The sequence below is a fragment of the Dactylosporangium sp. NPDC050688 genome (assembly GCF_040654515.1).
Classification (GTDB): domain Bacteria; phylum Actinomycetota; class Actinomycetes; order Mycobacteriales; family Micromonosporaceae; genus Dactylosporangium.
The window spans coordinates 85952-100045 of the sequence record NZ_JBFAIC010000007.1 but is presented as its reverse complement, the minus strand read 5'-3'; the positions used below and the strand labels follow the sequence as shown (position 1 = coordinate 100045).

Annotated in this window: 15 protein-coding genes; 9 read left to right on the top strand and 6 right to left on the bottom strand. The window is 74.8% G+C overall.

Annotation, left to right across the window (positions count from 1 at the left end; genetic code table 11):
- Positions 1-156 precede the first annotated feature (156 nt).
- Complete coding sequence (locus AB0H83_RS09520; protein WP_360089626.1) at positions 157-627, top strand: hypothetical protein; 471 nt, start codon at positions 157-159, stop codon at positions 625-627.
- 1208 nt (positions 628-1835) lie between these two features.
- Here AB0H83_RS09520 and AB0H83_RS09515 read toward each other — a convergent pair.
- Entirely contained in the window at positions 1836-2954 is a 1119-nt protein-coding gene (locus AB0H83_RS09515; RefSeq protein WP_360089623.1) for an epoxide hydrolase family protein, read from the bottom strand.
- A gap of 159 nt (positions 2955-3113) precedes the next feature.
- Between AB0H83_RS09515 and AB0H83_RS09510 the strand changes: the two genes are divergently transcribed.
- From AB0H83_RS09510 to AB0H83_RS09500, 3 genes are read left to right on the top strand one after another with little or no spacing between them, the layout of a single operon-like run.
- Positions 3114-3848, top strand: coding sequence for a helix-turn-helix domain-containing protein (locus AB0H83_RS09510; RefSeq protein ID WP_360089620.1), 735 nt, complete (start codon positions 3114-3116; stop codon positions 3846-3848).
- Positions 3820-3996 (top strand): hypothetical protein, encoded by a 177-nt coding sequence (locus AB0H83_RS09505; protein ID WP_360089617.1) that lies wholly within the window; start codon positions 3820-3822, stop codon positions 3994-3996. Before AB0H83_RS09510 ends, AB0H83_RS09505 begins: the two co-directional genes overlap by 29 nt.
- Complete coding sequence (locus tag AB0H83_RS09500; protein ID WP_360089614.1) at positions 3993-4535, top strand: hypothetical protein; 543 nt, start codon at positions 3993-3995, stop codon at positions 4533-4535. Before AB0H83_RS09505 ends, AB0H83_RS09500 begins: the two co-directional genes overlap by 4 nt.
- A gap of 80 nt (positions 4536-4615) precedes the next feature.
- Here the strand turns inward: AB0H83_RS09500 and AB0H83_RS09495 are convergent, their stop codons facing one another.
- From AB0H83_RS09495 to AB0H83_RS09485, 3 genes are all read right to left on the bottom strand, one after another.
- A complete protein-coding gene (locus AB0H83_RS09495) occupies positions 4616-5386 on the bottom strand; it encodes an arylamine N-acetyltransferase (protein WP_360089611.1) in 771 nt (256 codons plus the stop codon).
- Between the two features lie 153 nt (positions 5387-5539).
- Positions 5540-6511 carry a transmembrane transport protein gene (locus tag AB0H83_RS09490; protein ID WP_360089608.1) on the bottom strand — a complete coding sequence of 324 codons (972 nt, stop codon included), beginning with the start codon at positions 6509-6511 and terminating at the stop codon, positions 5540-5542.
- On the bottom strand, positions 6508-7329 hold the full coding sequence (locus AB0H83_RS09485) for an ABC transporter ATP-binding protein (RefSeq protein WP_360089605.1): 822 nt from the start codon (positions 7327-7329) through the stop codon (positions 6508-6510). The genes AB0H83_RS09490 and AB0H83_RS09485 overlap by 4 nt, the downstream gene beginning before the upstream one ends.
- A gap of 110 nt (positions 7330-7439) precedes the next feature.
- Here AB0H83_RS09485 and AB0H83_RS09480 point away from each other — a divergent pair, with 110 nt between their 5' ends.
- Positions 7440-8576 (top strand): histidine kinase, encoded by a 1137-nt coding sequence (locus tag AB0H83_RS09480; RefSeq protein WP_360089602.1) that lies wholly within the window; start codon positions 7440-7442, stop codon positions 8574-8576.
- Positions 8573-9226 carry a response regulator transcription factor gene (locus AB0H83_RS09475; protein WP_360089599.1) on the top strand — a complete coding sequence of 218 codons (654 nt, stop codon included), beginning with the start codon at positions 8573-8575 and terminating at the stop codon, positions 9224-9226. The genes AB0H83_RS09480 and AB0H83_RS09475 overlap by 4 nt, the downstream gene beginning before the upstream one ends.
- A 62-nt stretch (positions 9227-9288) precedes the next feature.
- Here AB0H83_RS09475 and AB0H83_RS09470 read toward each other — a convergent pair whose 3' ends face one another.
- Positions 9289-9567 carry a hypothetical protein gene (locus AB0H83_RS09470; RefSeq protein WP_360089596.1) on the bottom strand — a complete coding sequence of 93 codons (279 nt, stop codon included), beginning with the start codon at positions 9565-9567 and terminating at the stop codon, positions 9289-9291.
- A gap of 169 nt (positions 9568-9736) precedes the next feature.
- The gene (locus AB0H83_RS09465) at positions 9737-10600 is read right to left on the bottom strand and encodes a hypothetical protein (protein WP_360089593.1); all 864 of its coding nucleotides are present in this window, start codon (positions 10598-10600) and stop codon (positions 9737-9739) included.
- 102 nt (positions 10601-10702) lie between these two features.
- Here AB0H83_RS09465 and AB0H83_RS09460 point away from each other — a divergent pair, with 102 nt between their 5' ends.
- From AB0H83_RS09460 to AB0H83_RS09450, 3 genes are all read left to right on the top strand, one after another.
- Positions 10703-12040 carry a sulfite oxidase gene (locus tag AB0H83_RS09460; RefSeq protein WP_360089590.1) on the top strand — a complete coding sequence of 446 codons (1338 nt, stop codon included), beginning with the start codon at positions 10703-10705 and terminating at the stop codon, positions 12038-12040.
- 663 nt (positions 12041-12703) lie between these two features.
- Positions 12704-13330 carry a YdcF family protein gene (locus AB0H83_RS09455; RefSeq protein ID WP_360089587.1) on the top strand — a complete coding sequence of 209 codons (627 nt, stop codon included), beginning with the start codon at positions 12704-12706 and terminating at the stop codon, positions 13328-13330.
- A 33-nt stretch (positions 13331-13363) separates the two neighbouring features.
- On the top strand, positions 13364-14062 hold the full coding sequence (locus AB0H83_RS09450; RefSeq protein WP_360089584.1) for a glycosyltransferase family 2 protein: 699 nt from the start codon (positions 13364-13366) through the stop codon (positions 14060-14062).
- The last annotated feature ends 32 nt before the right edge of the window (positions 14063-14094 follow it).

Below are 14094 nucleotides of genomic sequence, written 5' to 3'. Positions count from 1 at the left end.
AGGCGCGGGCCCGGGCGGAGTTCGCCGAGGCCCGCCGCCACGGATTGGCCGCGCGGCACGCGACGAAGCTGGCACGGCTGCGGACTGCCAAGCTGCTGGCCGCGGCGGACGCTGCCGCGCGGGTGGAGCCGTGCGCCGAGGCGCGGGCTGCGACGGATGCTGAGGTGCAGGCTGGTGCTGGTGCTGGTGCTGGTGCTGGTGCTGGTGCTGGTGCTGGTGCTGGTGCTCGGGCTCGGGCTCGGGCCGCGACGGCCGCCGAGGTGCGGGCTGGTGCTGGTGCCGAGGTGCGGGCTGGTGCTGGGGCTCGGGCTGCGACGGACGTTGATGTGCGGGTTGGTGCTGGTGCTGGTGCTGGTGCTGGTGCTGCTGCTCGGGCTCGGGCCGCGACGGCCGCCGAGGTGCGGGCTGGTGCTGGTGCTGGTGCCGAGGTGCGGGCTGGTGCTGGGGCTCGGGCTGCGACGGACGTTGATGTGCGGGTTGGTGCGGCCGCACGGGTTGCGGCGGATGCCGAGGTGCCCGTCGCTACCAGCGGAGCAGCGCCGTGGAGCGCGGCGGCCACGGAGGCGACACCCGCGTCCACCGTCCCGGCTCCTGCCGCTCCTGCCACTGTTCCTGCCGCCGCGGTGACGACCCGGCATGGTTCTGCTCAGCCTGCTGGTCTGCATCCGCCACAGAGCATTCAGCGCTCGGAGTCGCCACCATTTGAAGCAGTCGCGGCGGCGCCGGAGAGCGTGGAACCGCGTCGGCGCAGCGCCGCAAGGGGCTGCGGGAGTCCGCCTGCCGCGAAGGATTGCGGTAGCTCGCCTGGCACAGGAGGTTGCGGTAGCTCGCCTGCCGCACGGGACTGCGGCAGCCTGCCTGCCGCGCGCAGATCGAGGTCGGCCTCTCTCGATAGTCATGACTCGCGGCCCGCAGCGGTGCCACCAAACCTGCGGACCATATGTCGGAGCCGCGGCCGGCCCAGCAGACCTGCGCGCTTGCCGGCCGCATCTGTTGTCCATCCTCTGTGGACGATCAAGGTCCGTGTGTGTCCTGTCGAGGTGGTGGTCGCGGGCGTCAGCAGTCGCTGTGGGTGCGCAGAATGGCGCAGCGCTGGCAGCGGAAGACATACACCCGCAGGTCGGGCTCGCCGGCGGGCGCCGCCAGGCCGTGAATCCAGGCGTCTTCCACGAGGTCTGGGTGGAGGTCTGTGACGATCTCCGTAAACAGTTCGAAGCTGGTGCCGGGCGGGCGGCTTCGAAGTCGGGCCGGGTCCACTCGCCAAGGTGCAGCATCGGGGTGCCGCGGCAGAGTAGCCAGCGCTCGCCCCTGGAAGGTTGCGTAGCGCCGGGTCCGGCTCAGCTCGACGACGGCGCCCTCCGGGGAAAGGCCGTGCCAGCTGCGTTGACCGTGCCCGCTGCGCCGCCCCGCCGACCGTGCTGGCTGCGTTGGCCGTGCCCGCTGCGCCGACCACACCGGCCGCGCCGCCCCCGCCGACCGTGCCGGCCTCGGTGGTGCGGGTCTGCGTCCAGCGGCCCGCTCGCAGGCAGGCGACACACCCCCGCGATGGACGGCCAGGTCGAGGGTGAGCAATGGGGCGGCCGAGGCGGGCAGGGGTGACCAGGGCGGCGCACCAGTGGCAGGTGTCGGTCCACCGCGGCCGTTGCCTGACCTGGGTCTGGCCGTCGCGGGAGAGGCAGGTGACGGCGATGGCGTTGAGCGGCACTGGCCGTGCCGGGCGCAGAGCACGCAGGTGGTGCCCCCGGCGTACCGGCGCTCGCCCAAGAACAGCGGCACCGGCACGCCGAGGTCAGCGAACGTGCGCAGGGAGCGGGGACAAGCGTGGCAGAAAGGGGTCAGCGAACGGTGCGGAAGAACGTGCGGACCTCGTTGACGAACAGGTCGGGGACCTCGAGGGCGGCGAAGTGGCCGCCGCGGTCGTACTCGGCCCAGTGGGTGATGGTGTTGAGCGGCTCGGCGAACTGGCGGATCGCGATGTCCTCGGCGAAGTTTGCCACGCCGGTCGGCACTGTGGACGGGGTGGGCCAGTTATGGGTGTGCATGGACTCGTAGTACATCTGCGCCGAGGACGAGCCGGTGTTGGTGAGCCAGTACAGGGTGGCGTGCGTCAGCACGTGGTCGGCCTCGATGGAGCCGGCCGGGTGGGCCCAGTCGTGGAACTTCTCGCCGATCCAGGCGAGCTGGCCGACGGGGGAGTCGGCGAGCGCGAAGCCGAGCGTGTGCGGGCGGCTGGCCTGGATCTGGAAGTAGCCGTTGCCGTCGGTGAGGAACCGCTGCATCCGCTCGAGGCGGACCTGCTCGGCGTCGGTGAGGACGGTGCCCTCGGGCAGGTCGCCGAACGGGATGAACCCGGCCGTGGCGGCGTTGACGTGCACGCCGACGACGTGGTCGGGGGCGACCCGGCCGAGGTCGGGGGCGATGAACGCGCCGAAGTCGCCGCCCTGCGCGCCGTAGCGGTCGTAGCCGAGGCGGGCCATGAGCTCGGCGTACGCGGTCGCGATGCGCCGGGTGTCCCAGCCGGCGTCGGCGGGTCCGGTGAAGCCGAAGTTGGGGTGCGACGGGATCACCAGGTCGAACGCGTCGGCGGGGTCCGCGGGGTTTGTCAGCGGCTCGATGACCTGCAGGAACTCGGTGAAAGAACCGGGCCACCCGTGCGCCAGCAGCAACGGCAGCGCGCCCTCGTGCGGCGAGCGGACGTGCAGGAAGTGGATCTCCTGGCCGTCGATGCAGGTGGTGTACTGGGGGTGCTGGTTGATCTGCTCCTCGACGGCGCGCCAGTCGAACGTTGTGGTCCAGCGCTCGACCAGGTCCCTGAGGTGCTCGACCGGCACGCCGCGGCTCCAGCCGGCGCCCGGCACCTGCGCGGGCCAGCGGACCCCGGCGAGGCGGCGGCGCAGGTCGTCCAGGTCGGCCTGGTCGACGTGGATCCGGAACGGCGTGATCTCGTTGCCCATCAGATGAAACTCCTCAGCGTCGGCTGCGGGCGTCCTGCCCGCTGCCATCAGCATGCCGAGGGATGCGGACAGCTTTTGTCCTCATCGAGCGGCGGCAACTTTGAAAAGACCGTCGCCACTGCGGCATCCTGAAAGAGACTTTCAGAGAGGAGTACGGGCATGGGGCGTGAGGCGCGACGGACGATCACCGAACCAGAGGTGCTGCGGCTCCTGGCCCATCCGGTGCGGTACGAGTTGCTCAGCCACCTGCTGTCCGTAGGGCTGGCCACGGCCTCGCAGTGCGCCCGAGCGGTCGGCGACACCCCGTCCAACTGCAGCTACCACCTGCGCACCCTGGCCAAAGCCGGCCTGGTCGCGCCCGGCGACTCCACCGACGGGCGGGAGCGGCCGTGGCGGGCACTGGTGACGGGGTTCTCGGTGCCGCGCGACGCCGACCCCGGCTCGCCGGACGGGCGGCAGGCGGTGGTCGCCGCACTCGCCGTCCAGCGCGACCAGCGGCTCGTCCGCGAGCGGCTGGCCCGCCGCGACCGGTCCCCCGAGCGGTGGCGCGACGCCGAGCAGTACGGCCTCTACACGCTGCGGCTCACGCCCGCCGAGCTGCGCGAGCTCGGCGACCGGATCGACGCGCTGATCCGACCGTACATCGCCGCCACCCGCGAGGACGCCCCGGACGGCGGCGAGGCCGTGCACTTCGGCTTCCACAGCTTCCCGCTGACCGACACCCCCGAGGCGAGCGACACCCCCGAGGTGAGCGACACCCCCGAGGCGAGCGACACCCCCGAAGAGCGCAACACCCCGAGGAGAGAGACACCACTGAAGAAGCCGCCGCCGAAAGCAGCGAAGCCGCCGAGGAAGGACTCGCCCCGTGACGAGCGGACCGCCGGCGCAGCGTGACTTCCGGCGGCTCCGGCTCGCCGGGCACCTCGCCGACGGGTTCGATCGCCGCCGGCTGCTCGTCGCGATCACGGCCGTCCAGGCGGTGCGCCGCTGCCGCTGCTGCTCGTGCGCGACCGCGGTGACCTGCCTGTCCTGTACGTGGTGATCGCCGTCGAGGCGGCCATGCTCACCGTGCTCGGCCCGGCGAAGAACGCGCTGCTGCCGACCCTGGTCCCGAAAGAGCAGCTGGTGGCGGCCAACTCGCTGGTCGGGCTCAACCAGAACCTCGGCCGGCTCGCCGCTCGGCGGCGGCGCGGCGAAGACGGGCCTGCTGCGCGGCGTCCAGGCGATCGGCGCGATCGGGCTCGGCCTGCTGCTGGCCACGGCGCGGCGGACCCCGGGGCCGGCGACGCTGATCGCCGCCGGAGCGGGGGTGTTCGGGCTGCTGTCGGCCGCGGTGTGGAACGGCCCGGCGGTGACCTCGGCGCTGCCGGTGTACGTCGGGCTGTTCATCGCCGTCGGCGCCCCGGCATCGCCATGCTCGCCGGGCTGGTCAGCCTCCTGCAGCAGGAGACCGGGGCCGGGTCTTCGGGGTCTTCGGCGCGAGCTACGACGGCAGCAGCGGCGCCGGCCTGCTCGCCGACCGGATCGGGGTCATGCCGCTGCTCGACGTGCAGGCCGGGTTCTACCTCGCCGCCGGCGTGACCGCCCTGCTCCTGCTGCGCCGGACCGCGCTCGCGCGCAGGCCGGCACCCGCAAACCAGCCCGCAGCGCCGGGCCGGGCTTCAGTCCTTTCCGGCGGCCGCGGGTACCGCGTCGAGAGTGATGCCGAACGTGTCGCGGTACACGGCCAGGAACTCCGCGTCGTCGAGGACCCGTTCGGTGCGCCCGGCGCCGGTCGTGGTGATGAGGGTCCGGCCGCTGACCGTGAACCGGCCGTCGCCGGCCAGGATCGAGCAGGTCAGCTTCCGGGTGAAGTGAGACGCCGGCGACGTGCGGTGCCACCAGCACAGCGGCTCGAAGTCCAGCAGCTCGTACGGGCGCTGGTCGAGCAGGTACTCCCACCCGCCGTCGCCGCGGACCGCCAGGTCGGGGCCGTCGGGGAGCACCTCGTAGACGCCGCCGGGATCCGGCTGCGGGTCGGTGACGTCCAGACGGAGCGGGTGGTGCGCGAACTTGCCGAACCCGACGTCGACCAGGTACGGCGCGTCCGGCAGTCGGACCCGCACCGCCATGTGGTCCAGCGGTACGCCGAAGCGCCGGCCCGTCCACACCCGGCACGAGTGCAGGGTCACGTCGTAGCCGAGGGCGGTCAGCAGCGCCGCGAAGGCGCCGTTGAGCTCGTAGCAGAAGCCGCCGCGCCGCCGGTCGACGACCTTCGCCACCAGCGCGGCCGGCTCCAGCACGATCGGCTCGCCCAGTTGGACGCTGAGGTTCTCGAACGGCACCGTGGCCAGGTGCGCCCGCTGCAGCGCGCGCAGGGCGGCGAGGTCGGCGGCGGCCGGCCGGGGCACGCCGATGCGGTCGAGATACGCGTCCACCCGTGCGCCGTCCACCCGGCCAGCCTACGACCCCGGCGGACGGCGCCGCCCCCGCCGTCAAGCGCCGCCTCCATCAAGCGCCGCCGCCGCCAAGAGCCGCCGAAGTCAAGCGCCGCCGCCGCCAAGAGCCGCCGAAGTCAAGCGCCGCCGCCGCCAAAGCCGCCGCCGCTACGCGGCCCTGATCCGCCACATGGCCAGGCCGGCGAGCGCGAGCCCCGCCCCGAGGAACAGCAGCGACTCCAGCCACTGGAAGCGCCAGTAGCGCTCGCCCGGCTGGTACGCGACGTCCACGTGCAGGTCCAGCGCGGCCAGGCACTGCGCCATCGCGTCGAACTGGCCGGACAGGCAGCCGTGGTACCGGTCGAGGTCGACGGTGCGGCCGTCGGCGGTCAGCAGCCGGCTGTTCGACACGACCCAGATGTCCGGCGCGCGGAGCCCCTCGACGTCCGCCTGGTCGCCGAGGAAGCTGAGGTTGCGGATGGTGTCCGCCGTCATGGCCTGCGAGCCGTGCACGGGCGCGACGAGGTGCGGCCGGACGGCGGTCGGCACGGCGATCTGGACGGCGGCGAACAGCAGCGCGGTCAGCGCCATCGCCGGCACGGTCCGGCGCAGGACCAGCCCCATGAGGGCGCCGAGCACGACCGCGCAGCAGGTGTACGCGACCGGCACGACGTTGCGCGTGCCGAACAGCAGGGCGGTGAAACGGTCGGCGGCGATCGCGTCGTACGGGCTGGCCGCCCACGTCAGCAGCAGGCTGAACAGGCCGGTGACGGCGGCCGCGGCCGCGCACACCACGGCCAGCCGCACCGCCAGCCAGCGGTGCCGGGACACGCTCTGGTTCCACACCAGGCGGTGGGTGCCGGTCTCCAGCTCCCGGGCCACCAGCGGCGCTCCCCAGAACATGCCCAGCAGCGCCGGCGTCACCACCAGCAGCGCGTCGAGCAGCTGCACGCGTCCCTGGTACCGCGACTGCAACGAGCGCAACGCCGGGCCGCAGGCGTCACCGCAGGACGCGACGGCGTCATGGTGCCCGTCGCGCAGCTCGATGCCGAGCACCACGAGATATGCGGCGAGCACCGCGAGGGCGACGCCGGTCACGAGCAGCTGCGCGCGCAGCTGCCGCCAGGCCAGCCAGGTCATCGGGTACCCCTTCCGGTGCCGCGGTGCAGGTACGCCAGGACGAGCTCCTCCAACTGGACCGGACCGGCGCCGGTGCCGGCCGGCAGGGGACCGCGCACGACGGCGCCGTGCACGACGTCGGCGCCCGGCGGCGGCGACGGCACCCGGTGGTGCGCGTCGAGGAGCACGGTGACGTCCCCGGCCAGCTGGACCCGGCCGCCGGCGAGCACGACGAGGTGGTCGCAGACCCGCTCGACGTCGGACAGCAGGTGCGAGGACAGCACCGCCGTCGCGCCGAGCTCGGTCACCGACTCGATCAGCGTGCGCAGGAACCCCTCACGGGCGAGCGGGTCGAGGGCGGCCACCGGCTCGTCGAGGATGAGCAGCTCGGGCCGCTTCGCGGCGGCGACGGTGAGGGCCAGCTGGGCGCGCTGCCCGCCGGAGAGCCGGCCCGCCCGCTGCCGCAGGTCCAGCCCGAGCGCCTCGACCCGCCGCGCGGCGAACGCGGCGTCCCAGGCGGGGTTGAGCCGGGCGCCGAGGCGCAGGTGGTCCGCGACGCTGAGGGTGGCGTACACGGGCGTGTCCTGCGCGACGAACCCGACCCGCGCCAGCCGCGTGCCGGGCCGCGCGCCGAGCACCCGCACGCTGCCCGACGTCGGCGCGATCAGGCCGCAGGCGAGCTGCAGCAGGGTGGACTTGCCGGCGCCGTTCGGCCCGACGAGCCCGACGACCCGCCCCGGCGGGACCCGCAACGTGCAGTCGGCGAGCGCGACCCGCCGCCCGTAGCGTCTGGTGAGGCCCTCGGTGGCGAGGGCGGCTGTGGTACCGGAATCGACCATGCGCCCCATCGTCGGCAGCCCGGCGGCTCCGCACATCCGTCCGGCGACGGGCCCGGATGACCGTACTTCTGACCGGTACGAGCGGATCCTGCCGCTCGTACGCTGATGGCGTGAGGTTCGTCGGAAACATCGGGCTCGCCGTGGTGCTCGCCACGGCCGTGGCCGGCACGGCGGTGGCGATCGCGGCCAGCTGGGGCGGCGCCTACTTCCTGCCCGGCGCGCTCGCCGGAACACTGGCCGGCGCCGCCGCGCTGATGCGCCTGAGAGGGCGGGTGCGGGCGGCGGTCGCCGGGCTGAGCGTGGCGGCCGTCGCGGTGGTGGCGGCCGAGGTGGCGGAGCTGCCAGCCGAGCCCGGGCCGGCGACCGCCATCGCCCTCGCGGTGCTCGTCGGATCGGTGACGCGGGTGGCGCCGGTACGGGTCGTCGCGGCCGTGGCCGTCGCGGGGCTGGTGGTGGTGGCCGCGGGCGGGTTGACGTTCACCCGGTCAGGGTCGTCGGGGGCATTCGCGGTGACGACGTTCGGCCTGCTCGCCTGGGCCGGCGGCGTCCTCACCGGCGGGGCGCTGCGGCTGCTCGACGCGCGCCGGCTCGCGGCCGTGGCGGCGGTCCGCCGCGACGAGCGGCTCACCATTGCCCGGGAGCTGCACGACGTCGTCGCCCACCACGTCACCGGCATCGTCGTGCAGGCGCAGGCGGCGCAGCTGGTGGCGCGCAAGGATCCGGTGAAGGCGGGGGAGTCGTTCGCCGGGATCGAGGCGGCCGGCGCCGAGGCCCTCGCCGCGGTCCGCCGGGTCGTCGGGCTGCTGCGCGACGACGACGGCGCCGACGCCGGTGCCCGGGCCGTGTCGACCGGACCCGAACGGATCGCCGACCTCGTGCGGCGGTTCGAGCACGTGGGGCCGGCCGTACACCTGCAGCTGCCGCCGCACGAGGACCGGTGGCCGGCGGAGGTGACCGCGGCGGTGCACCGGATCGTGCAGGAGGCACTGACCAACGTGGCCCGCCACGCCGCGCACGCCGGCCGCGTCAGCGTCACGCTGTCCGAAGTGGACGGTGTGGTGACGGTCCTGGTGACGGACGACGGCGAGGCCGGCCCGCCCGGCGTCCACAGTGGATACGGGATCGTCGGCATGCGGGAGCGCGTCGAGGCGCTCGGCGGCACCCTGTCCGCGGGGCCGGGCCCGGGCGGTGGCTGGCGGGTGCACGGCACGCTGCCGCTGCCGGCGGCGGGAGCGGGGGTGCGATGACGATCCGGGTGCTGGTCGCCGACGACCAGGCGATGGTCCGCGGCGGGCTGCGGCTCATCCTCGAGGACCAGCCCGACATCACCGTGGTCGGCGAGGCCGCCGACGGGATCACGGCCCTGGAGCTGGCCCGCCGCCTGCGGCCCGACGTGTCGCTGGTGGACATCCGCATGCCCGGCGCCGACGGCCTCGAGGTGACCCGCGCGCTCGCCGGACCCGGCGTCGAGGACCCGTTGCGCGTCATCGTGGTCACCACGTTCGACCTCGACGAATACGTGTACGGCGCGCTGCGCGGCGGCGCCGTCGGGTTCCTGCTCAAGGATGCCGGGCCGGCGCTGCTCGTCGAGGCGGTCCGCGCCGCGCACGCCGGCGACGCGCTCATCTCCCCCTCGGTGACGGTCCGCCTGCTGCGCCGCCTGGCGGTGCCGGTGACGGCGGCGCGGCCCGCGATCCCGCTCACCGACCGGGAGCTGGAGGTGGTCCGCGAGATCGCCAGGGGGCGCACCAACCTGGAGGTCGCCGCGCAGCTGTTCATCTCGCTGAGCACCGTCAAGAGCCACGTGTCGGGCATCCAGACGAAGCTCGGCCTGCGCAACCGGGTCGAGATCGCCGCGTGGGCCTGGGAGCACGGCGTCGTCACCGGCCCGGCGTAGACCGGGGCGCCGCCGCAGCGACAGACCGTGTCCGGAAAGGCGGGCGAAAAGGACGGAAAGGATCAGAACGGGGCGGGCCCCGTCCCGTTCAAGGTCATGAGCACCTGGGTCGCGAGCAGCCGCCGGACATTGGTGACGGCGACCTTCCCGACCTGGTCATACGGCAACTCCAGGTGCAGCCCGTCACCGGCGGCCCGGATGTCGTCGTTGACCTCGTTCGGCCGGAATGTACCGCTCCAGCTGCCGGGTGCGCCGCGGCGGTTGAGGCCCAGCGACGCCATGCCGGTGACCCGTGCCCCGTTGGTGAGGATGAGCGTCGCAGGTCCCGAGTACGTGGTCATACCTATGACCGTAGCGGCAGGCGGCGGCGACGGCCTCACGAAGCGCCGGTGACCCGCGGGCCTGCCGCGTGGCCGACGTGCCCGTCGGCCGTGGGCGGGCTCGTCGTCGTCATGGTGGCGGTCGGGACGTCGGCGCCAGCCCGTCGACAGGTTCAGCCCGTCGACAGGTTCAGCCCGTCGACAGGTACGGCCAGAGCCCGTCCCAGCCGACCTCGAAGTCGTGCCCGGCGAGGCGTACCCGGAACAGGTCCACCTCGCCGGGGCGGACCGGCAGCACGGCGACGACTTGGCGGCGGTCGCCCGGCGACCCGGGCAGGTGCACCTCGGCGCCGACGGTGGGCACCGGCGGCGGCTCGTAGCACAGCAGTCGCCGCCGGAACGCCGCCGGCCGCCAGTCAGGGTCGGAGCGGCACACGGTCGGCACGGTCGGCACGTCCGCCGGCACCCGGTGCTCGCCGAGTTCGGCGAGCAGCCGCGCGCCGTCGCACCGCCACGACCGCCGGGCGGGCAGGGCCAGGTCGCCGTCGAGGTGCCGCACGACGCGGGCGGCGACCGCGTCCGGGTCGGGCAGCAGCCCGTCGAACCAGTGCCAGACCCGCTGCCCGCCGGGCGGCAGCACCCCGCCGGGCGGCTCGATCACCGTGGACCAGCCGCGGGCGGTGCCCCACTCGACGGCGACGCCGTGCGTCGCCGGGTGCGCGCCGACGGCCCGGGCCAGGTCCAGCACCAGCCGGCCGTGCAGGTCCAGCGCCGCCGCGCCGACCTCCCGGCACAGCACCCCGACGCCCCGGGCGGCGAGGGCGCGCTCGACCGCGAGGAGGTACCCCAGCTGCGGGTACCGTCCGGTCGCCGGGCCGGTGCCGTCCGCCTCGGCGCGCAGCGCCATGACGCCGGCGGTCGCCTCGAGCAGCCGCGCGAGGTCGCCGCCCCAGCCGGCCACCAGCGTGCGCGCGGCCAGGCGCAGCTCGAACCCTTCGACGGCCCGGCCCGCGGCCAGCACGATGAACGCCTCGGCGCGCCGTACGGTCGACATGCCGGCCGATCGTACGGCGGCGCGGCGTACCGTTGCCTGAGGGGGACACCCCGACGCTGGTGGCGCTTGCGATTACCGCCTAAATCTATAGAGTTTATGGGTATGTCGATCGACCGCACCGACGAGCACGAATACGACGCGCTGCGGATGCGGCAGTGGCTGGCGGGTGAGGCCGACGCGCGCGGCCTGTCCCGCAGGCACCTGCTGCGCCTCGGCACCGCCGCGGCCGCCGCCGTGCCGCTGGCCGGCGTCGCCGCCACTCCCGCCGCCGCAAACCCTGCCGCCGGAAACCCTGGCGCCGCGAACCCCGCAGCCGCCCCTGCCGCCGCGGACCCCGCCGCCGTTGCCGGGGCCGCCGCCGAGCCCACCGGGCCGATCCGCAAGCCGCTGCCGCCGGAGCTGTTCTACACGTACGGCACGAACGCCGAGACGCGCTGGGAGGCGATGGCCGGCCAGGGGTACTACACGCCCGCCGACCGGTTCTTCGTGCGCAACCACACCAGGACACCGGCCATCGACCCCGCGACCTGGCGGCTGCAGCTGTTCGGCAGCGGCCTGCGGCACGGACCCGTCGAGCTGTCGCTGCAGGACCTGCGCCGGCTGCCCAGCGACACGTACGACGCCGCGATCGAGTGCACCGGCAACGGCCGCAGCTTCTTCACGTCCCAGCAGGGCCAGACGGTCAGCGGCACCGCCTGGAAGCTCGGCGCGGTCGGCGTCGCCCGCTGGCGCGGGGTGCGGCTGTCCACCGTGCTGCGCCGCGCCGGCATCCGCCCGGACGCGGTCGACGTGCTGCCCGAGGGGCTCGACGACGAGTGGGTCACCGGCGGAGTCAACCTCGGCCGGGTGCGCCGCCCCCTGCCGGTCGCCAAGGCGATGCGGGACGTGCTGCTGGCGTACGAGATGAACGGCGAACCCCTCCCGCCCGACCACGGCTTCCCGGTGCGGGTGGTGGTGCCCGGCTGGATCGGCATCGCCGCCATCAAGTGGCTCGGCCGGATCGAGGTGTCCACCGGCCCGCTGTTCTCGCCGTGGAACACCCAGTTCTACCGGCTCTTCGGCCCCGGCTACCCGGCCGACGGCGAGCTGCTCAGCCGGCAGGTGGTCAAGAGCGCGTTCGAGCTGCCCTGGCAGGGCACCCTGACCGGCGGCCGCACCCACGTGCTGCACGGCCGGTCCTGGTCCGGCAACGGCCCCATCCGCCGGGTCGAGGTCAGCACCGACGGCGGCGCGTCCTGGCACCCCGCGACCCCGACCGGCCGGCGCGGCGGCCCGTGGCAGCAGTGGAGCTACCGCTGGCGGCCCCCGGCCCCCGGCGCGTACACGCTGCGGGCCAGGGCCGTCGACGCGACGGGCGCCGGCCAGCCGGACGTGACACCGTTCAACACCCTCGGGTACCTGTTCGACGCGGTCGTCGCCCACCCGGTGACGGTCGCCTGAGCCGTGCCGCCCCGGGCCGGCTCCGGTTCAGCCCGCCCGGGGCGGCGCACGCCACGCCCGCCCGGCCAGCCGATGAGCCGCAGGCTGGTCTCGCAGGTGCCGCAGTTGGAGCCGACGCCGTACAGCCGCGAACCACCGACCAGCAGCGACGTGTCCCACCGCGGCCAGGTCGAGCCGGGCGGCGGCGGGTCATAGTCGACGCCGATGACGCCCCGGCCGTCGGCGACCACCAGCCGGGCCTCACCGGGGCGCGGCAGCTCCACCCGCTCGACCCGGGGACGGGCCGCGGAGCCGGGCGCCCAGGCCGCCCACGCCCGCCGCACCACGCCCGCCGCACCGCGTCCGGCCAGGCGTCGCGGTCCAGCGGCAGCACCGGGTCGTGGCCGGTCAGCCGGACGAGGGCGTGGTGCAGCCCGAACAGCGCCCCCGGCGGCGCGGCCGCCGCCCGGTCGCGCAGCGGGCCGACCGCCGCCGGGTCGCCGCGCAGCTCCAGGGCGACCACGAACGCCTCGTGCGACAGGCCGGCGAGCCGCGGCAGCCGGTCCGCGACGAACGCGGCGAGGTCGTGCTCCGGCAGCGGCGGGATCGTCGGCGTCACCGGGGCAGTCAAGCACGCGGCGCCGGGCGCGTCGTGCGCGTTTTGCCGTGGGTACGGTGGGGATCATGACGGCACCGGTCGCCACCGTGCTGCTGGTGTTCGGGCGAGGGGTCACGACCGCCGGCGGGCGGCACGCGCTCACCCCGGCCGGCGCCGCGAGGGTGAGCGCCGCGATCGACTACGTGCACGCGCACCGGGACGCGTTCGCCGTCGCCGCGGCGCCGCTGGTCGTGTTCAGTGGCGGCTGGGCCGAGGCGTCGCAGGGGGCGCCGCGACCGCCGGAGGGGCACCGGGAGGCCGACCTGATGCTCGCCGAGGCCTTGGCCGCCGGGTTGTCCGCACACGCGGAGCTGAAGATCGAGTGCCGCTCCCGCAGCACCCTGGAGAACCTGCTGCACACCGTCGAGGACGGGCTGCTCGCCGGGCACGCGTTCGGGCCGGGGCACCCGCTGGGGCTGGTGTCGCACGCGTGGCACCTGCCGCGGATCCGGTTCCTGGCCCGCAAGGTGCTGGGGCTGCGCGGCGCGGCGCTGCTGGACGTGCCGGCCGCCGGCGGCGAACCCGCGGCACGCCGGGAGCGGGCGCTGCACCTGGCGTCGCGGCTGTGGTTCCTCGGCGTCACCGACCCCGCCCGCCTGCTGCGCCGCGAGCGGGCGATGGTCGCGTCATTGCGCCGGCGCGCCACGGGGTAACACGCACTCGACCGCATCGAGTGAGGATCTCCGATGATCATGCTGCTGCCGGTGTACGAACCGGGCCACGGACTCGTCACGACTGTCACGTCACTGCGTGACGCCGTGCCCGGCGCCCACCTCGTGGTGGTCGACGACGGCAGCGGCCCGGCATCGGCGCGGGTGCTCCGCGACGTGGAGGACCTCGGCTGCACCGTGCTGCGCCACGACGCCAACCGGGGCAAGGGCGCGGCGTTGAAGACCGGGTTGCGGCACATCGCCGCCGAGTACCCCGGCCGGGCCGTGATCTGCGCCGACCCCGACGGGCAGCACCGCGTCGAGGACATCCTGCGCGTCGCGGAGCACGTCGCGGTCAGCGGCAGGATGGTGCTCGGCGTGCGCCGCTTCGAGGGCCGGGTGCCGCTGCGCAGCCGGTTCGGCAATGCCGTGACCCGGTTGCTGTTCCGCGCCGCGACCGGCTGCCCGGTCGTGGACACGCAGACCGGCCTGCGCGGGTACCCCGCCGGCCTGCTGGACTGGCTCTGCCGGGTGCCCGGCGAGCGCTTCGAGTACGAGATGAACGTCCTGCTGCACGCCGCCCGCTCCGGCGTGCCGATCGAGCAGACAGTCATCGCCACCACGTACCTCGGCGACAACGGCTCGTCGCACTTCGGCTCGCTGAAGGACTCGGTCCGCGTCTACCGCCCGCTGCTGCGCCACGCACTGACGCCGTCCGCCCGGTCCCGGGCCTGAACACCCCGGGCGGCGGGGTGCGCGTAGCCGCC

Bases quoted from the DNA above. Each gene is read 5' to 3' on its own strand.
- AB0H83_RS09485 (WP_360089605.1), bottom strand. From the start codon at position 7,329: ATGGTCGATTCCGGTACCACAGCCGCCCTCGCCACCGAGGGCCTCACC.
- AB0H83_RS09470 (WP_360089596.1), bottom strand. From the start codon at position 9,567: ATGACCACGTACTCGGGACCTGCGACGCTCATCCTCACCAACGGGGCA.
- AB0H83_RS09520 (WP_360089626.1), top strand. From the start codon at position 157: ATGCTGAGGTGCAGGCTGGTGCTGGTGCTGGTGCTGGTGCTGGTGCTG.
- AB0H83_RS09510 (WP_360089620.1), top strand. From the start codon at position 3,114: ATGGGGCGTGAGGCGCGACGGACGATCACCGAACCAGAGGTGCTGCGG.
- AB0H83_RS09475 (WP_360089599.1), top strand. From the start codon at position 8,573: ATGACGATCCGGGTGCTGGTCGCCGACGACCAGGCGATGGTCCGCGGC.
- AB0H83_RS09450 (WP_360089584.1), top strand. From the start codon at position 13,364: ATGATCATGCTGCTGCCGGTGTACGAACCGGGCCACGGACTCGTCACG.
- AB0H83_RS09460 (WP_360089590.1), top strand. From the start codon at position 10,703: ATGTCGATCGACCGCACCGACGAGCACGAATACGACGCGCTGCGGATG.
- AB0H83_RS09465 (WP_360089593.1), bottom strand. From the start codon at position 10,600: ATGTCGACCGTACGGCGCGCCGAGGCGTTCATCGTGCTGGCCGCGGGC.
- AB0H83_RS09515 (WP_360089623.1), bottom strand. From the start codon at position 2,954: ATGGGCAACGAGATCACGCCGTTCCGGATCCACGTCGACCAGGCCGAC.
- AB0H83_RS09490 (WP_360089608.1), bottom strand. From the start codon at position 6,511: ATGACCTGGCTGGCCTGGCGGCAGCTGCGCGCGCAGCTGCTCGTGACC.
- AB0H83_RS09455 (WP_360089587.1), top strand. From the start codon at position 12,704: ATGACGGCACCGGTCGCCACCGTGCTGCTGGTGTTCGGGCGAGGGGTC.